Here is a 16252-nt window from a genome sequence, read left to right as displayed (position 1 = left end):
GCACCGGGTGGCCGCCGGGGTGGCGGCCCACCAGGAGGTCGACGACATCGTCGAGTGGGACACCGCACCGCGGAGGTGCCGGTGCCCGACGACCTCGCCGCCGCCCTCGACGGTCCGGTCCGGGCCACCTTCGACGCGCTCGCCCACTCCCACCGCAAGGAGTGGGTGCACTGGGTCGAAGAGGCCAAGAAGCCCGAGACCCGGGCGGCGCGCATCGCGAGGACGGTCGAATCGCTGCGCGCGGGCAAGAAGGTCCGATGACGCTTGACCCTGACGCTACGTCAGGCTGTTCCCTTCTCCTCGTCACGGAAGGGAGGACCCGATGAACGTGGGCCAGGTCGCCGCACTCGCCGGGATCACGGTGCGCACGCTGCACCACTACGACCGGATCGGGCTGCTGTCGCCGTCCGGGCGGACGTCGGCCGGCTACCGGCAGTACGCGCCGGCCGATCTGGACCGGCTGCACCAGGTGCTGCTCTACCGCGAACTCGGGTTCCCCTCGACGAGGTCGCGACCCTGCTGGACGACCGGTCCGCCGACCCCGCCGAGCACCTGCGCCGGCAGCACCGGCTGCTCCGGGACCGGCTGGAGCGGACGTCGGCGATGGTCGCGGCCCTGGAGAAGGAGATGGAGGCACGGAACATGGGGATCTCACTGACCCCGGAGGAACGGTTCGAGGTGTTCGGCGAGCACGACCCGGCGCAGTACGACGCCGAGGTGGAGGAGCGCTGGGGCGACTCCGACGCGTACGCGGAGTCGAAGCGAAAGACCGCGGCGTACTCCACCGACGACTGGGTGCGGATCAAGGCCGAGCAGGAGGAGATCGGCGCCCGCTTCGTCGCCACCATGCGGTCCGGCGCCGCGGCCTACTCCGAGGAGGCGATGGACGTGGCGGAGGCGCACCGGCAGTCGATCAGCCGCTGGTTCTACGAGTGCTCCCCGAGATGCACGCCGGTCTCGGCCGGATGTACGTCGAGGACGAGCGGTTCACGGCGACCTACGAGGCGATGGCCCCGGGGCTCGCGAAGTACGTGAGCACGGCGAACCAGGCCAACGCCGCCCGGCAGGGATAGGCCGCCCGGCCGGTCGTCCAGCCGGGCCGTGGCCCGGCTGGACGGCCGGTCCCGCGGCTGGACCCCGAGGGAGGCGGACGTCACCCGTCGGGCGGGTGCGCCGGGCGGGTGCCGGCCCGCATCCTGGCGGGGTGGGATGCGTGATCGCAGGGCTCCAGCAGCCGTGGGTGCAGCGGGCGGTCCGGGCGGCGCTGGCAGCGGGACTGGCGTGGCAGGTGGCCCTGCTGCTGCCCGCCGGCCTGTCCGACTACGCGTACTACGCCCCGCTCGGCGCAGTGATCGCGGTCAGCCCGACGGTCGCGGACTCGGCGAGCGCGGCCTGGCGCAGCATCCTGGCGATCCTGCTCGGGTTCGCGCTCGCCGTCACGGTCTACGAGTTCACCCGGTCCGTGCCCAACGCCGTGACCATCGCGCTCATCGTGCTCCTGGCGATCGTCGTGGAGCAGTGGCGCTACCTGCGGGAGCAGGCCAGCTGGGTGAGCTTCGCCGCGGTCCTCATGATCACGGTGGGGACGGCGGACCCGGCCGACTACGCCGTCCGTTACGCCGGCCTCACGTTCCTGGGCGCCGTGATCGGCGTCCTGGTGACCACCGTCCTGTTCCCGCCGCTGCAGCTCACCTCGGCGACGCAGCGGGTGAGCACGGCGCGGGCGCTGGTCGCCGCGCACCTGGAGACGATGGCGTCCGCGTTGCGCAGCGGCCGGGTGCCCGACCCCGAGGAGTGGAACGACCGGGGCAACCACCTCGACCGCGCCCTCGAGCGCATGCGGCACGCGGAGCTGGTGGTCGAGCGGGCGCGCCGGGCCAATCCGCGGGCGCGGAAGTGGCAGGGGACCGCGGCGAGCATCCGGGAGCAGTCCCGCGCCCTGGACCGGGTGGCCGTGCTGATCGACGACCTCACCACGCTGGTCGTCGAGTTCCACCCGCACCGCCGCGGCCTGGACCGGGTCGACGACGGCACCGGCTGGGTGCTCGCCGACGCGCTCGACGGGCTGGCCGGCGTCGTCCGGATGCCGTACCACGCGACGGACACCGAGCCCGACGATCGGGACCGGGCGATCGACGCCGCCCTGTCGGCGGCCGGGCGGCTGACCGCGCTGTTGCGGGAGTCCGCGATCGGCGACGACGAGGGCTTCTTCGCGCTCGGGGCGGTGGCGGTGGGGATGCACCGGGCGCTGAACGTGCTCGAGGCGCAGCTCCGCTGGCCGCAGCCGTCCGGATCCCCGGGGATTGACTGGCGGTCGGCCGGGCACCTCCTGCATTCGTGAGGGATCTGTCGGCACCGCTGCGCCACCCGGTCGTCCAGCGCGGCATCCGCGCGGCGCTCGCCGCGGGGGTGTCCTGGCAGCTCGCCGTCCTGCTGCCCGGGGCGTTGTCCGAGTACGCGTACTACGCCCCGCTCGGCGCGGTCATCGCCTGCCTGCCGACCGTGGCGGATTCGGCGAGCGTCGCCTGGCGCACGGTGCTGGCGATCCTGCTGGGCGGTGGGATCGCGGTCGGCGTCCACGAGATCGCCCGCCCGGTGCCGACCGCGCTCACCCTGGCGCTGGTCGTGGCCCTCGGGATCGGCGTGGAGCAGTGGCGGGTGCTGGGTTCCAACGCGAGCTGGGTGACCGTGGCCGCGCTGTTCACCCTGACGCTGGGGAAGCCGATGATCCCACGACGTACGTCCTGCCCTACGCCGGGCTGGTGCTGTTCGGCGGCGTGATCGGCGTGCTGATCACGACCCTGCTGTTCCCGCCGCTGCAGCTCACGCACGCCCGCCGGCAGATCGAGCGGGTGCGCGAACAGCTGGCCGAGCACCTCGAACTGGTGGCGGGGAACTGCGCCGTGGGGACCTGCCCACCGCCGAGGAGGAGGAGCAACGCGTCGCGGCGCTCGGCGCGCCCCTGGACCACATGCGGGACGCCGAGCGGACGGTGGAGCGGGCCCGGCAGGCCAATCCGCGCGCCCGGAGGTGGCAGGAGCCGGCCGCCCGGCTCCGGGCCCAGTCGCGATCCCTGGACCGGGTCGCCGTCCTCGCCGACGACGTCACGACCCTCGTCGCCGAGTACCGGCCGGACGACCCGGGCGGCGACGGGCCCGAGCTGGGGACGGCCGAGCGGCTGGCCGACGCCCTGGACGGGCTGGCCGGGGTCATCCGCACCCCGTACCACGACGACGACGCCTCCCGGCCGGATGCGCGCGACCAGCGCATCGACCTCGCCCGGGACGCGCTGGACAACCTCACCGACCGCCTCCGCCGCACCACGGTCGACGACGATCCGGGCTTCCTCGCGCTCGCCGCCGTGGCGGTCGGGGTGCAGCGCGCCCTGCTCGCCCTGGACGCCGAGCCCCGCGAGGCCTCCACGACGTGACTCAGACGCGGACGAGCAGCTCGCCGTGCAGCATGCCGAGCCAGCCGTCGTCGGACTCCGACCAGCGCAGCCAGGCCGCGGCGATCTCCGCGAGCTCCTCCGGAGCGGCCAGACCGTAGGACACCGCCTGGTCGGCGAAGGCCGACGTCGTCGCCCGCCCGGCCCAGGACCGGCCCCACCACCGCCGCTCCTCGGGCGAGGCGTAGCAGTAGGTGCTCGCCGTCGCCGTGACGTCCCGCAGCCCCGCCGCGTGCGCCCACGACAGCAGCCGCCGCCCCGCATCGGGCTCGGCACCGTTGGCCCGCGCCACGCGGTGGTAGAGGTCGAGCCACCGGTCCAGCAGCGGGTCGACGGGGAAGGTGACGACGGCGGCGTAGTCCACGTCGCGGACGGCGACCACGCCCCCGGGGCGGCACACCCGCGCCATCTCGCGCAGGGCCGCCACCGGATCGGTGAGGTGCTGCAGCACCTGGTGGGCGTGCACGACGTCGACGCTGTCGTCCTCGGCGGCCAGGGCGTAGACGTCGCCGACCTCGAACGACGCCGGCACATTCGCACGCCCGGCGGCGGCCCGCGCCTCGTCGAGCGGGTCGGCCGAGACGTCGATGCCGACGACCCGGCCCGGCGCCACCCGCGCGGCGAGGTCGACGGTGATCGTGCCCGGGCCGCAACCGACGTCGAGCAGGTCCAGCCCCGGCCGCAGCGCAGGGATCAGGTAGGCGGCGGAGTTCTCGACGGTGCGCCAGCGGTGTGACTGCAGCACCGGGTCGGCGTGCCCGTGCGTGTAGGTGTCCACGGCACAAGTCCTACTCCGCGCATCCCACCATGCGAAACAGTTGTCTCATCAGGTGGGAGCAGCTCCGATGGTCACGACTCCTCGGCGAGCAGCCGCTCGGCCACCCGGACGGCCCGCTCGCGATCAGCCGGGACCAGCCCGATCCGGGTGCGGCGGTCGAGCAGGTCGGCCACGGTCCGCGCGCCCTCGTGGCGGACGCCGAAGCGCAGCTCCCCTCGGTCTCCGGCCGTCCCGCCACGACCGCCGCGGTGCCCAGCGCCTCGACCACGGGCGCCTCGGTGCCGTACCGGGCCACCAGCCGGCGGGGCGCCGCCACCCGCTCGAGGGCCGGCCGGGGCGCGGCCCCCACCAGCGGCAACCGCCCGGTGATCGAGCGCGCCACCCCCGGCCCAGCCGCCCGACCACCGCGTCCACGGTCTCCTCGGCCATCGCCCGGTACGTGGTCAGCTTCCCGCCGACGACGGAGAGGACCGGTCCGTCCCAGTGCAGCAGATGCGTGCGGGAGAGGTCGGCGGTGGCACCGCCCGGTCCCGCCCCCGCCGACACCGGGAGCACCAGCGGCCGGAGGCCCGAGTAGGCGCCCACCAGGTCGTCGCGGGTCACTGGCACCGCCAGCACCTGGTTCACCGTCTCCAGGAGCTGCTGCACCTCGGCGTCCGACGGCACCGGGTCGTCGTCGGGGACCGGGCCCTCCACCGGCTCGTCGGTGAGCCCGAGGTAGACCAGCCCGTCGGCCTGCGGCAGCGCGAACACGTACCGCGAGCGCGAGCCGGGCAGCGGCACGGTCAGCGCGGCCGTCGGCGAGCCGAGCGCGGAGCCGGGCACGACCAGGTGCGACCCGCGCGAGGGCACCAGCCGGATGGACGGCGCCAGCCGCTGCGCCCACACCCCGTCGCGTTGACCACCACACCGGCCCCTAGCACGAACGCCTCGTCGTCCACCCGCACGTGCACGTCGGCGCCGTCGACCGCCGTCACGGCCGCACCGGTCAGGATCCGCGCGCCGTAGGCGGCCGCCGTCCGGGCCAGGCCCACCACCAGCCGGGCGTCGTCCACCAGCTGCCCGTCCCAGAAGACGACGCCGCCCCGGCCGGGTCGCACGCCGGGGACCAGCCGCGACACCTCGTCGGGCGACACCCGCCGCGTGGACGGCAGGGAGCCGCGGCCGCCGGGCACCGACAACCGGACGGCATCCCCGAGCCGCCCGCCCGCCGCCGCCAGCGCGGTCACGTCCCGTCCGGCGACGTCGGGCACGAGGAACGGCAGCCGGCGCACCAGGTGCGGCGCGGTCGCGCCCATGAGGACGGCGCGCTCGCGGGCGCTCTCCCGCGCCAGCCCGATCTCGCCGTGCGCCAGGTAACGCAGCCCGCCGTGCACGAGCTTGGACGACCACCTGCTGGTGCCCGCCGCGAGGTCCGTGCGCTCGAGCAGGATCACGGACAGGCCCCGGGTCGCCGCGTCCAGCGCGACCCCGGCGCCGGTCACCCCGCCACCCACGACGACGACGTCCACGTCGGAGCGGGCGAGCTCCGCGAGGTCGCTCGCGCGGCGGGCCGGGGAGAGCGTTCCGGGCAGGGACGCGGTCACCATGATCGCTCCGGCAGCAGCACCGGCAGACTGTAGCGGTGGCAACGCAGCCGGAACTGACGATCCAGGGCTGGGGACCGCCGTCCCCGCCGAGGCACCACACGCGGCCGACCTGGACAGCACGCTGCCCAAGGCCGCCCGCCGCTACCTCACGGGCGAGCTCGGCTGGACCCCGCGCGTGACCCCGCCCGTCGCCGTCGACGCGATCCGCCTGGCGCCCTCCCGGCTCTCCGAGGAGATCCGCACCCGGCTGGTCGACCTGCTCGGCGCGGACAACGTCCGCACGGACCGGGAGTCGAGGCTCCGGCGGGCCGGTGGCAAGAGCTACCTCGACCTCGTCCGCCGCCGCGAGGGGACGCCTCCGACGCCCCGGACGCCGTCGTCCTGCCGGGCACGACCCAGGAGACCGCGGCGCTGCTGGCCGCCTGCAGCGAGCTCGGCGTCGTCGTCGTGCCGTTCGGCGGGGGCACCAGCGTGGTGGGCGGGCTGGCGGGCGTGGACGCCGACGACCGCCCGTCGGTCGCCGTCGACCTCTCCCGGATGTCGTCGGTGCACGCGCTCGACGTCCCGTCGTCGCTGGTCACGGTCGGCCCCGGGATGCGCGGCCCGGCGCTGGAGCAGGAGCTGGGCCGCGAGGGGCTCACCCTGGGGCACCTGCCGCAGAGCTGGGAGTTCGCCACGCTCGGCGGATACGCCGCCACGCGGTCGGCCGGCCAGAACTCCACCGGCGTGGGGCGCTTCGACGAGCTGGTCACGGGGCTGACCATGGCCACCCCGACCGGGGTGCTCGAGCTCGGGCATCCGCCGGCGTCCGCCGCCGGGCCCGACCTGCTGGGCCTCGCGCTGGGCTCGGAGGGGACGCTCGGCATCATCACCGAGCTGACGCTGCGGGTCCGCCCGACACCGGTCGCCTGCTCCTACGAGGGCTGGTCGTTCCGCTCCTGGGCCATCGGGCTGGCCGCCCTGCAGCAGCTCTCCCGCCACGAGCTGCTGCCCGACATCGTCCGCCTCTCCGACACCGACGAGACCCGCGCCAACCTGCTCATGGCCTCCGGGACGGGCGCCCGCGCCCTGCGCGCCAGCCTGCGGGCCCGGGGTCACGGGGACGCCTGCATGCTCGTGCTCGGCTGGGAGGGCCTGCCCGCGATGGTCTCCGCGCGGATGAAGGCCGCCGCCTCGGTGCTGCGCGACGGCGGGGCCATCCGGCTGGGCCGCAAGGTCGGCGAGTCGTGGAAGAGGAACCGCTTCCACGGCCCCTACCTGCGCGACACCCTCATGGACGGCGGCCTGCTGGTCGAGACCCTGGAGACGGCGGCCACCTGGTCGGCGCTGCCGACCGTCTACGACGCCGTCCGCCGGGCATTGCGGGAGTCGCTGACCCGGCAGGGAAAGCGTCCGCTGATGATGAGCCACCTCTCGCACGCCTATCCGACCGGCGGCTCGCTGTACGTGACCGTGCTCGCCGACCGCGACGACGAGCTGCCCCTCCAGCAGTGGCTGACCGCCAAGCGGGCCGCGACCGACGCGCTGCTGGCCGCCGGCGGCACCCTCACCCACCACCACGCCGTGGGCGCCGACCACCGGCCCTGGATGGAGCGCGAGATCGGGCCGCTCGGCGTCGAGGTGCTGCGCGCGGTCAAGGAGCGCCTGGACCCGAAGGGCATCTGCAACCCCGGCGTCCTCCTCCCCGACTGAGGAAGGACCCCTCTGCCCCCACGCCTCGCAGGCTCGGCGCGGGCCCCTGCAGAGGGGCCGGGCCGAGCCTGCCAGGCAGTCGGGTCCTTTCTCAGATGGCGTGGCCGAAGGTGAAGACGCCGCCCGGGTCGACCGCGGCCTTCACCGCGCGCAGCCGCTCGAGGGTCTCCGGCGGGTAGGCCGCGGCGACCTCCTCCGGGCCGGAGACGTCGCCCAGGAAGTTGATCATGGTCTCCGCGGCCCGCCACGGGGCCAGCGCGGCGAGGGCGCCGCGGACGATCGCCGGCACCACCTGCGCCAACTCCGGCACGCCGGGGCCGATCGCGTACACCGCGTAGGCCCCGCTCCGCCCGGGCACGGCGTTCGGCACCGTCGCGGGCCGCCCCAGGGCGCCACCCATCAGCCGGATCTCCAGCATGATCAGCGGGATGTCGAGCTGCGGCCCGACGGCCGCCAGGAGCCCGTCCACCCCTCCGGGGTCAGGTCGGTGAGCAGCACACCCTTCTCCCACGCGGGCATCGGGTCGACCGGGTCCATGTGGATGCTGTCCATCTCCGTGGTCCGGATCGGGCCGACGTAGCCCAGCACGATCCGCCCGGCCTCCTTCATCGGCGCGAGCAGCCGCTCGGCCTCGGCCTCGTCGGTGCCGGAGGAGGCGAACCGCAGGTGGACGACGGTCTGCCCGCGCAGCGGCGGCGGCAGCTCCTCCATCGGCGGCAGCCGGAGGATCGCGATCGAGGTGCTGACGTGCTCGGGCAGCGTCGGCGCCCACTGCCGGAACCGGTGCAGCAGCGCGGGAGCGTCCTCGGCGGCGAAGAAGATGCCGCCGGCGTACAGCGCGGACACCGGGACCAGCTCGATCTCCAGGGCCGTGACGATGCCGAAGTTGCCCTTGCCGCCGCGGACGGCCCAGAAGAGCTCGGCGTCGGAGTGCGCGGTGAGGCGGCGCAGCCGCCCGTCGGCGGTCACCATCTCGACCGCCTGGACGTGGTCGGCGGCGAACCCGTACTGCCGCCCGAGGAGCCCATCCCGCCGCCCAGGGTGTAGCCGACGACGCCGACGTCGGACGACGAGCCGCACAGCCCCGTGAGGCCGAACTCGGCGGCCGCCTCCAGCACCCGCACCCACTTCGTGCCGGCCTCGACGCGGGCGGTCCGCCGCTCGGGGTCGATCTGCACGCCCTGCATGCGGCGGGTGGTGATCATCAGGGAGCCGGCGGCGTTGCGGACCGGGCCGTGGCCGGTGGCCTGGACGGCGACGCGCAGGTCGTGCGCGACGGCCCAGGTGACCGCGGCGACGACGTCGGCGGCGCAGGTGGCCCCGACGGCGACGGCGGGGGTGTGCTGCACGGCCACGTTCCAGGTGGCGACCTCGGCGGCCATGCCGTCGTCGCCGGCCACGTAGACCGGGCCGTGCACCTGGCTGCGCAGCTCGTCGACGGCGCCGGCGGGGAAGGCGGGGACGAGCGTGTCGAGCACCGTGTCGCTCAGGACTGCGGAGGACAGCTCGGACTTCTCGGTGAGACTCATCTGCGGGGATTCCTCTTTCGCGGCCGCGGCAGTGGCCGCGGATCGTGGTGGCTGGCGGCGGTGGCCGGGCAGCTCGAACGGATGCGAGGAAGAGTCGCGACGGCCTCTTGCCGGATACTTGGGCGCGACTTGCAGCCGACCGCGGCGAAAGGGGTGCCGCCCCGGCGCCCACGCTGGGAGCATCCCGGCTCGTGCGCTTCCGAGTCCTCGGCCCGCTCGAGGTCACGGGTCCTGACGGCCGCCCGCTGGACGTCGGCGGGGCCAAGCCCCGCGCGCTGCTCACGCTGCTGCTGGCCGAACCCGGCCGGGTCGTCGGCATCGACCGCATCGTCGCCGCGCTGTGGGGCGACGACCCGCCGCCGACGGTCACCGGCACGCTCCAGGCCTACGTCTCCCACCTGCGGCGCGTCCTCGAGCCGGAGCGCGGCCCCCGCGAGGCACCCACGGTGCTGCTCACCCGCCCACCCGGCTACCTGCTGCGCGCCGACGCGTCCGACCTCGACCTGCTCCGCTTCGCCGACCTGGTCGAATCCGGCGATCGAGCGGTCGCGGCCGGCGCCGCGACCTCCGGCATCGCGTTGCTCGACGAGGCGCTCGCGCTGTGGCGCGGTGAGCCGCTGGCCGAGCTCGGCGACCTGCCGGGTGCCGCCACCGACCGGCTGCGGCTCACCGAGCTGCACGTGCGGGCGCGGGAACGGCGCTGCGATGCTCTCCTCGCGACGGGCCGGGCGGAGTCGGCGGTCACGGACCTGCAGCGTCTGGTCGCCGAGAACCCCTGCGCGAGCGGCTCTGGGCGCGGCTGGTCACCGCCCTCTACGCGGCCGACCGGCAGGCCGACGCGCTCGACGCGCTGCGCCGGTGCGCGGAGCTGCTCCGGGACGAGCTGGGCATCGACCCCGGGCCCGAACTGCGCGATCTCGAGCGGGCGGTGCTGCGGCAGGACCCGAAGCTGCTGGACCGGGTGCCCCGTCCGGTCCTGCCCGCGGCCCCGGCACCGGCGCCGGCCCTCGTCCCGGGCGACGAGCTGCTCGTCGGGCGTCGCTCCGAGCAGGCCCGGCTGCAGGCGGTCGCCGAGCAGGTGCGCACGGGGCGCGCGGCCGTCGTCGTCATCGAGGGCGAGGCCGGGATCGGCAAGACCCGGCTGGCCGAGGCCGCCGCCGGAGCCGCCCGGGCCGCCGGCTGGTCGGTGGCGTGGAGCCGGTGCGCCGACGACACGGGCGCACCCGCGCTGTGGCCGTGGACACAGGTGCTCGAGCAACTCGACCAGGAGGAGCTCACCCCCTCCCCCAGGCCGCCGACGACGACCCCGACGCCGCGCGCTTCCGGCTGTTCCAGGACCTGCGAGGCCGGCTGAGGACGGCCGCCGGCCCGGCGCCGGTCCTCGTGGTGCTCGACGACCTGCAGGGGCCGACACCACCTCGGTGCAGCTGCTGGGCCTCCTCGGCCGGCACCTGCCCCGGGCGCCGGTGCTGGTCGTCGTCACCGCGCGCACCGTCGGCGAGCAGGTGCCGGAGGCGGTCGCCGACTGCCTGGCCCGGCTGGCCCGCGAGCCGTCGGCCACCTGCCTGCGGCTGTCCGGCCTCGACGCCGACGACGTCGCCGCGCTCCTGACCGCCCAGCTCGGCAGCCCGGGCGACCGCTCGCTGGCCTCGGCGGTGCACGACCGCACCGGCGGCAACCCGTTCTTCGTCGTGGAGCTCTCCCGGTGGATGGTGGGCGCGCACGACCTGCACCTGGACCACGCCCCCGTCCCACCGTCCGTGGGGAGGTGCTCCGGACGCGGCTGGATCGGCTGCCGCCGACGACCCGGGCGGTGCTGGAGCTCTGCGCCGTGGCCGGGCGCGAGGTGAGCCTGGACCTGCTGGAGGCGGCGCGGACCCCGGCCGAGGAGGCGCTCGGCGCGCTGGACTCCGCCGTCGCCGTGGGCCTGGTCGTGGAGGGGCGCGCCCGTGGAGCTGGCGGTTCGCGCACGCGCTGGTCCAGGAGGTGCTGGTCGGCGATCTCCCGGCACTGCGCCGCGCCGGCCTGCACGCGCGCCTGGGCGAGGCGCTGGAGCGGCGGATCGCCCTGACCACCGACGACTCGCTGGTGGAGCGGCTGGCGCACCACTTCGTGCACGCGCTTCCGGTCACCGGGCCGGCCCCCGCGCGGATGTACTCGGCCGCCGCCGCCCGGGCCGCCCGCGCGCGGCTGGCCCACGGCGAGGCCGCGGTGCACACCCGCCGGGCCCTGGACCTGGTCGACCCTGCCGAGCCGGACGCCGCGCGCACGCGGCACGACCTGCTCACGGCGCTCGGCAACGACCTGCTGCGCAGCGGTTCGCGCACCGAGGCGCGGGAGGTGGTCGCGGCGGCGATCACCGTCGCGCAACAGCTCGGCGACCGGACGTGCCTGGCCCAGGCGGCGGCCGTGTGGGGCAGCGTCACGGTGTGGAACTGGCGGCCGCACGGGATGGTGGCCCACGAGATGGTGGCGCTGCTCGAGGACCTGCTGGCCGACGGCTCCGCCGACGAGCGCGCCACCGTCCAGCTGCTCGGCACCCTGGGCGTGGAGCTCGCGTTCAGCCCGGACGACCGCGGGGTCCAGGCCGCTCGGCAGGCGGCCGAGCTCGCCCGGCGCACCCGCGACCCCGAGCTGCTGGGCCGGGCGCTGAACAACTTCTGCCTGGCCGTCTGGGGCCGGCCCGGCGCCGCGGAACTGCGGCTGGCGGCGACCGACGAGGCCCTGGCGATGGCCGGGCGGGGGCTGCCGCGGTGGACGGAGTTCGTGGCGCACCTGCACCGGGCGGCCCTCCGGCTGCACCTGAGCGACCTGGCCGGCTTCGAGGCCGACCACGAGGAGGCACGGCGGCTGGCGGTCTCCCTGAGCGGTCCGGAGATCCGCCCGCACGTGCTCTGGCAGGCCGGCGGGCTGGCCTGGCTGCGCGGCGACGCCGAACGGGCCGAGGCGCTGACCACCGAGGCCTACGAGGTCTACCGCCGGGTCACCCCGCACGCCCGGCACGCCTACGCGGCGCACCAGTTCACGCTGCGCCGGGCCGACGGCCGGCTGGCCGAGACCATCCCGCTGCTGGTCGAGACCGGCGACGAGGGCAGCCCGCTGCTGCAGGAGATGGCGGTGCTGGCCGCGGCCGAGTCGGGCGACCTCCGCGAGGCGCGGCGGCTGCGTGCCCGGTGGGGGCGCACCCGGATCCGCGACTGGGCCAGCGACGTCGCCGTCCTCCTGCAGGCGGAGTCCGCGTTGCGGCTGGGTGACGAGCCCGAGTGGGCGTCGGCGGTGGAGGCCCTGCTGCCCTACTGCGGTCGGCAGGCGGTGCTGGGGACGCCGTCCCTCACCCTCGGCGCCTACGACGAGCTGCTCGGCCGGATCGCCGAGCGCCGGGGCGACCGGGCCGGCGCCCGCCGGTGGTGGGCGGCCGCCCGGGAGCAGGGCGTGCTGGTCGGCTCCCGCACCAAGTGGCGCTGGCCGACGCGCACCTGGCCCGGGTGGGCGCCGTCCCGACGCCCCAGCGGACGGTCGGGGTCGCCCGGGCCCTCGGGACGCCGTCCTGACTCACCGCCGCGCGCGTCCTCCCTCACCGTCGCGGGTCCTCCCTCACCGTCGACCACGAGGGAGGACTGTGAGTGTGGCCGGGTCGGTACATCGGTGATGGGCTGACGGCCGACAGCAGTGGGTGTGACTCCAGGGAGGACTGGCTTCGTGCCTTGCATGGGACCTGTCCGCCTGCTGCTGTCGGCACCGGCCCGGCGGGAGACGTTGGCCTGATCAGGAGCTTGACCGCCAGTAGCTGCTGGCGTGTCTCATCACAGTCCTGCCATCTCCGCACCGGACCGGGACCTGCCGCGTCCCCCGGTCAAGGAGAAGAACGCATGTCCATGCTGGCAGAACTGGTCGAGGTCGTCATCGGCGTCGACACGCACAAAGACACCCACACCGCTGCCGTGATCGACACCGGCACCGGCGGGGTGCTGGCCCGGATCACCGTGCCGGCTGACCCGGACGGTTATGCCCGGCTCAGCGCGGTGGCGCAGGAGCACTCCGGGCTGCGGGCCTGGGCGATGGAAGGCTCTGGCGGCTACGGCGCCGGCCTGGCCCGGCACCTGGCCGAGCTCGGTGAACTGGTCATCGAACTGGACCGCCCCAAGCGCCCGGCGCGCAAGGCCGGAGCGAAGTCTGATCCGATCGACGCCGAACGCGCCGCCCGGGATGCGCTGGCCCGCACCCACCTGGCCCAGCCCAAGACCGGTGGCCAGCGCGCGGCGCTGCAGATGCGACTGACCGCCCGCCGGGCCGCGATCGAGGCCGCCACAGCCGCCCAGCGGCAGCTGCACGCGCTGGTCACCACCGCCCCCGAGGTGGTCCGGGGCAAGTTCCGCGGACAGTCCACCCGCACCATGATCACCACCGCTGCCCGGCTGCGACCGACGGCGGCCACCGGGGAGCTGGAGGTGATCACGGCGTTGACGGTGCTGCGCGATCTGGCCCGCCGGATCCGGTTCATGGAGAAAGAAGCCCGCGGGCACGAGACCCAGATCCGCGCCATCGTGCGGTCCTGGCGGCCCGATCTGCTCGAGCTGACCGGAGTCGGCCCGATCGTCGCCGCCACCGCGCTCACCGCCTGGTCCCACCCCGGCCGCTGCCGCGACGATGGCGCCTTCGCCATGCTCGCCGGCACCGCACCGATCCCGGCGTCCTCGGGCAAGACCGTCCGCTACCGACTCAACCGAGCAGGCGACCGACAGCTCAACCGCGCCCTGCACACCGTGGCCCTCGTCCGGCTACAACGCGACGCACGCACCCGCGCCTACGCCGACCGCCGCCGCGCCCAGGGCAAGACCGACCGAGAGATCAAACGCATCCTCAAGCGCTACATCGCCCGCGAGCTCTACCGCCGCCTCGAAACAGTCCCCACGACGCCTTGACACGTCATAGGAGCGTCCCCCGATGATCAGGGACCCTGATCATCGGGGGCGGCCGCTCAGGCGGTGGTGGCGATCCCGCCGTCGACGGGGATGACCGCGCCGGTCACGTAGGCGCCCGCCCGGCTGGCCAGGTACACCACGACGCCGGCCATGTCGTCGGGGCGGCCGATGCGGCCCAGCGGCGACTTGGCGGCGATATCGGCGCCGAACGCGTCGAGGGTCGCGGCCATCATCTTCGACTCGAACGGGCCGGGGGCGACGGCGTTGACCGTGATGCGGCGGGGCCCGAGCTCCTTGGCCAGCACACGAGTGAGGTGGTGCAGCGCCGCTTTGCTGGAGGAGTACGAGTAGGTGTGCATGGGCGGGACGTGCAGGCCGTCGATGCTGCCGACGTTCACGATGCGCGCCGGGTCGTCGTCGGTGCCGGCCTCCTCCAGCAGAGGCAGGAACGCCTGGCTGAGGAAGAACGGCGACTTGAGATTGAGGTCGACGACCTTGTCCCACGCCGACGGCGGGAACTCCTCGAGCGACGGCGCGCCCCAGGTCGCGCCCGCGTTGTTGACCAGGATGTGCAGCTCGTCCTCGCGCTCGCGCACGGCGGCGGCCAGCCGGACGCACTCCTCCTCGCGGGAGAGGTCGGCCGGGATCGAACGCACCTGACCGAACTCGGCCAGCTCGGCGACGGCGGCATCCCCTGCCTCGGCCTTGCGGGAGCTGATGTAGACGCGGGCCCCCGCCTGGAGCAGGCCGCGGGCCATCATCAGGCCGATGCCGCGGGTACCGCCGGTGACGACGGCGACCTTGCCGGTCAGGTCGAACAGGTCCACGCGATACCTCCGCATCAGGGCGGCCCGCCTCGCTGCCGGCCGTCTCGCACCCTAGCCAGCGGGTCGCCGGGCACCGACGGGCGGCAGAGGCCTCCCTGTGCCAGCCTCTGGGCATGATCGAGTCTGCATCCCAGGCGGCGCCGCTCATGGGCGCGACCAGCGAGGTGGGCCGGTTGCGGACCGTGCTGCTGCACCGCCCCGGAGCCGAGCTGCGCCGGCTCACCCCGCGCAACAACGACGAGCTGCTCTTCGACGGCGTCCCGTGGGTCGACCGCGCCCAGGAGGAGCACGACGCGTTCGCCCAGGCGCTCTCCGACCGGGGCGTGGAGGTGCTGCACCTGGACCGGCTGCTGGCCGAGGTGCTGTCCTTCCCTCCGCCCGGGCCGAGCTGATCGCCGCGGCGGTCGACGACCCGCGCCTGGGCGCGACGCTGCAGCGCTCCACCACCACCCATCTCACCGGCCTGGCAGCCGAGGACCTGGCGCGCACGCTCATCGCCGGCCTGGCCCACGACGAGCTGCGCGGCGGCAAGGGGCTGGCCTACGAGGTGATGGACCGCGGTGACTTCGTCGTGCCCCCGCTGCCGAACCTGCTGTTCACCCGCGACTCCTCGGTCTGGGTGGGCGACGAGGTCGCGGTGACGTCGCTGGCCATGCCTGCCCGGCACCGCGAGAGCACGATCACCGCCGCCGTCTACGCCCACCACCCGCGGTTCGCCGGGGTGGAGCAGCTCTACGGGGCGCGCCTGGAGCACCTCGAGGGCGGGGACGTCCTGCTGCTCGCCGAGGGCGTCGTCGCGGTCGGCGTCGGCGAGCGGACGACGCCCGGCGGGGCCGAGCGCCTGGCGCGGCGGCTGTTCGCCCGCCGGCTGGCGCACACGGTCCTCGTCGTCCCCATCGCCCAGCAACGGGCGACGATGCACCTGGACACCATCGCCACGATGGTCGACGTCGACGCGATGGTCATGTACCCGGCGGTCGCCGATTCGCTGGTGGCCTGGACGGTCACCGCTCCCGACGGCGTGGCCGACGACGCCGACACCACCGAGCTCGCGGTCGCCGGCCCGCAGCCGTTCCTCACCGCCGCGGCCGCCGCCATGGGCATCGACCGGCTCCGGGTCATCGACACCGGCCTGGACCCGGTGACCGCCGAGCGCGAGCAGTGGGACGACGGCAACAACACCCTCGCCCTGGCGCCGCGGCTGGCCGTCGCCTACGAGCGCAACACCGTGACCAACGCCGCGCTGGAGGCGCACGGCATCGAGGTGATCCGGATCGCCGGGTCGGAGCTGGGCAGCGGCCGCGGCGGACCGCGCTGCATGTCCTGCCCGGTGGCCCGCGACCCGTTCAGCTGAGTCCGGAGCACTACAGCGCGTGGCGGCGCGCGGTCGCGTGACGGAACGGTTCTCCCGGTACCTGGAACCCGTGCCGGCGATTACCTGTTACCCGTGATACAGCTCACCTCTCT

21 protein-coding genes and 2 pseudogenes are annotated in these 16252 nt (G+C 75.1%); 15 read left to right on the top strand and 8 right to left on the bottom strand.

Annotation, left to right across the window (positions count from 1 at the left end):
• Positions 1-54 precede the first annotated feature (54 nt).
• The 5 genes and pseudogenes from U6N30_RS31690 (at position 55) to U6N30_RS31665 (ending at position 2781) form a co-directional block, all read left to right on the top strand.
• A complete protein-coding gene (locus U6N30_RS31690) occupies positions 55-261 on the top strand; it encodes a YdeI/OmpD-associated family protein (protein WP_324278558.1) in 207 nt (68 codons plus the stop codon).
• A gap of 61 nt (positions 262-322) precedes the next feature.
• Positions 323-658, top strand: coding sequence for a MerR family transcriptional regulator (locus tag U6N30_RS31685; RefSeq protein WP_324275420.1), 336 nt, complete (start codon positions 323-325; stop codon positions 656-658).
• Positions 604-1073 (top strand): annotated as a pseudogene (locus U6N30_RS35045) (TipAS antibiotic-recognition domain-containing protein). The gene U6N30_RS31685 and the pseudogene U6N30_RS35045 overlap by 55 nt, the downstream one beginning before the upstream one ends.
• 140 nt (positions 1074-1213) lie before the next feature.
• Positions 1214-2341, top strand: a complete 1128-nt coding sequence (locus U6N30_RS31670; RefSeq protein WP_324275418.1) for an FUSC family protein — start codon at positions 1214-1216, stop codon at positions 2339-2341.
• Complete coding sequence (locus U6N30_RS31665; protein WP_324275417.1) at positions 2338-2781, top strand: aromatic acid exporter family protein; 444 nt, start codon at positions 2338-2340, stop codon at positions 2779-2781. Before U6N30_RS31670 ends, U6N30_RS31665 begins: the two co-directional genes overlap by 4 nt.
• On the opposite strand, the gene U6N30_RS31660 is transcribed toward U6N30_RS31665, so the two are convergent.
• Positions 2750-2971 carry a hypothetical protein gene (locus U6N30_RS31660; RefSeq protein ID WP_324275416.1) on the bottom strand — a complete coding sequence of 74 codons (222 nt, stop codon included), beginning with the start codon at positions 2969-2971 and terminating at the stop codon, positions 2750-2752. The two genes, U6N30_RS31665 and U6N30_RS31660, sit on opposite strands and share 32 nt — an antisense overlap.
• On the opposite strand from U6N30_RS31660, the gene U6N30_RS31655 reads away from it, so the two are divergent.
• A complete protein-coding gene (locus tag U6N30_RS31655; RefSeq protein ID WP_324275415.1) occupies positions 2972-3430 on the top strand; it encodes a hypothetical protein in 459 nt (152 codons plus the stop codon).
• Position 3431: 1 nt separating this feature from the next.
• Here U6N30_RS31655 and U6N30_RS31650 read toward each other — a convergent pair whose 3' ends face one another.
• The 3 genes from U6N30_RS31650 to U6N30_RS31640 all read right to left on the bottom strand — a co-directional run bounded on the left by U6N30_RS31650 (position 3432) and on the right by U6N30_RS31640 (position 5815).
• The gene (locus tag U6N30_RS31650) at positions 3432-4226 is read right to left on the bottom strand and encodes a methyltransferase domain-containing protein (protein ID WP_324275414.1); all 795 of its coding nucleotides are present in this window, start codon (positions 4224-4226) and stop codon (positions 3432-3434) included.
• Positions 4227-4349: 123 nt separating this feature from the next.
• A complete protein-coding gene (locus U6N30_RS31645) occupies positions 4350-5051 on the bottom strand; it encodes a hypothetical protein (protein WP_324275413.1) in 702 nt (233 codons plus the stop codon).
• Positions 5012-5815: an FAD-dependent oxidoreductase gene (locus U6N30_RS31640; RefSeq protein WP_324275412.1), complete on the bottom strand. Its 804-nt coding sequence runs from the start codon at positions 5813-5815 to the stop codon at positions 5012-5014. Before U6N30_RS31640 ends, U6N30_RS31645 begins: the two co-directional genes overlap by 40 nt.
• Before the next feature lie 162 nt (positions 5816-5977).
• Between U6N30_RS31640 and U6N30_RS31635 the strand changes: the two genes are divergently transcribed.
• Entirely contained in the window at positions 5978-7507 is a 1530-nt protein-coding gene (locus U6N30_RS31635) for an FAD-binding oxidoreductase (RefSeq protein ID WP_324278557.1), read from the top strand.
• Between the two features lie 91 nt (positions 7508-7598).
• Here the strand turns inward: U6N30_RS31635 and U6N30_RS31630 are convergent, their stop codons facing one another.
• The 3 genes from U6N30_RS31630 to U6N30_RS31620 are packed head-to-tail and all read right to left on the bottom strand — an operon-like array spanning position 7599 to position 9036.
• Positions 7599-7976, bottom strand: coding sequence for a BBE domain-containing protein (locus U6N30_RS31630; RefSeq protein ID WP_324275411.1), 378 nt, complete (start codon positions 7974-7976; stop codon positions 7599-7601).
• Positions 7928-8479, bottom strand: coding sequence for an FAD-binding oxidoreductase (locus tag U6N30_RS31625; protein ID WP_324275410.1), 552 nt, complete (start codon positions 8477-8479; stop codon positions 7928-7930). Before U6N30_RS31625 ends, U6N30_RS31630 begins: the two co-directional genes overlap by 49 nt.
• Positions 8473-9036: an FAD-binding protein gene (locus tag U6N30_RS31620; protein ID WP_324275409.1), complete on the bottom strand. Its 564-nt coding sequence runs from the start codon at positions 9034-9036 to the stop codon at positions 8473-8475. Before U6N30_RS31620 ends, U6N30_RS31625 begins: the two co-directional genes overlap by 7 nt.
• A 44-nt stretch (positions 9037-9080) precedes the next feature.
• Between U6N30_RS31620 and U6N30_RS35040 the strand changes: the two are divergent.
• The 6 genes and pseudogenes from U6N30_RS35040 to U6N30_RS31600 all read left to right on the top strand — a co-directional run.
• Positions 9081-9910, top strand: a pseudogene (locus tag U6N30_RS35040) (AfsR/SARP family transcriptional regulator); the annotation flags it as partial.
• Positions 9911-9964: 54 nt separating this feature from the next.
• Positions 9965-10390, top strand: coding sequence for an AAA family ATPase (locus U6N30_RS35035; RefSeq protein WP_422678166.1), 426 nt, complete (start codon positions 9965-9967; stop codon positions 10388-10390).
• A 67-nt stretch (positions 10391-10457) separates the two neighbouring features.
• Positions 10458-10886 carry a hypothetical protein gene (locus tag U6N30_RS35030; protein WP_422678005.1) on the top strand — a complete coding sequence of 143 codons (429 nt, stop codon included), beginning with the start codon at positions 10458-10460 and terminating at the stop codon, positions 10884-10886.
• Positions 10850-11107: a hypothetical protein gene (locus U6N30_RS31610; RefSeq protein WP_324275407.1), complete on the top strand. Its 258-nt coding sequence runs from the start codon at positions 10850-10852 to the stop codon at positions 11105-11107. The genes U6N30_RS35030 and U6N30_RS31610 overlap by 37 nt, the downstream gene beginning before the upstream one ends.
• Positions 11023-12693, top strand: a complete 1671-nt coding sequence (locus U6N30_RS31605) for an ATP-binding protein (protein ID WP_324275406.1) — start codon at positions 11023-11025, stop codon at positions 12691-12693. The genes U6N30_RS31610 and U6N30_RS31605 overlap by 85 nt, the downstream gene beginning before the upstream one ends.
• A gap of 212 nt (positions 12694-12905) precedes the next feature.
• Positions 12906-13958: an IS110 family RNA-guided transposase gene (locus U6N30_RS31600; RefSeq protein WP_324274675.1), complete on the top strand. Its 1053-nt coding sequence runs from the start codon at positions 12906-12908 to the stop codon at positions 13956-13958.
• 56 nt (positions 13959-14014) lie between these two features.
• Here the strand turns inward: U6N30_RS31600 and U6N30_RS31595 are convergent, their stop codons facing one another.
• A complete protein-coding gene (locus U6N30_RS31595; protein WP_324275405.1) occupies positions 14015-14785 on the bottom strand; it encodes an SDR family oxidoreductase in 771 nt (256 codons plus the stop codon).
• Between the two features lie 113 nt (positions 14786-14898).
• On the opposite strand from U6N30_RS31595, the gene U6N30_RS31590 reads away from it, so the two are divergent.
• Entirely contained in the window at positions 14899-15177 is a 279-nt protein-coding gene (locus U6N30_RS31590) for an arginine deiminase family protein (RefSeq protein ID WP_324275404.1), read from the top strand.
• A 158-nt stretch (positions 15178-15335) separates the two neighbouring features.
• Positions 15336-16139, top strand: a complete 804-nt coding sequence (locus tag U6N30_RS31585) for an arginine deiminase family protein (protein ID WP_324278556.1) — start codon at positions 15336-15338, stop codon at positions 16137-16139.
• Positions 16140-16252 lie beyond the last annotated feature (113 nt).

This window comes from Blastococcus brunescens (assembly GCF_035320885.1).
In the GTDB taxonomy this organism is placed as follows: domain Bacteria; phylum Actinomycetota; class Actinomycetes; order Mycobacteriales; family Geodermatophilaceae; genus Blastococcus_B; species Blastococcus_B brunescens.
Note: the sequence above shows the minus strand (reverse complement) of the source record. Positions and strands in the feature narration are given on the sequence as shown.

Coding starts and splice junctions, on each gene's coding strand:
- U6N30_RS31625 (WP_324275410.1), bottom strand. CDS start 8,479: ATGGTGACCGCCGACGGGCGGCTGCGCCGCCTCACCGCGCACTCCGAC.
- U6N30_RS31600 (WP_324274675.1), top strand. CDS start 12,906: ATGTCCATGCTGGCAGAACTGGTCGAGGTCGTCATCGGCGTCGACACG.
- U6N30_RS31590 (WP_324275404.1), top strand. CDS start 14,899: ATGATCGAGTCTGCATCCCAGGCGGCGCCGCTCATGGGCGCGACCAGC.
- U6N30_RS31585 (WP_324278556.1), top strand. CDS start 15,336: ATGGACCGCGGTGACTTCGTCGTGCCCCCGCTGCCGAACCTGCTGTTC.
- U6N30_RS31640 (WP_324275412.1), bottom strand. CDS start 5,815: ATGGTGACCGCGTCCCTGCCCGGAACGCTCTCCCCGGCCCGCCGCGCG.
- U6N30_RS31620 (WP_324275409.1), bottom strand. CDS start 9,036: ATGAGTCTCACCGAGAAGTCCGAGCTGTCCTCCGCAGTCCTGAGCGAC.
- U6N30_RS31685 (WP_324275420.1), top strand. CDS start 323: ATGAACGTGGGCCAGGTCGCCGCACTCGCCGGGATCACGGTGCGCACG.
- U6N30_RS31655 (WP_324275415.1), top strand. CDS start 2,972: ATGCGGGACGCCGAGCGGACGGTGGAGCGGGCCCGGCAGGCCAATCCG.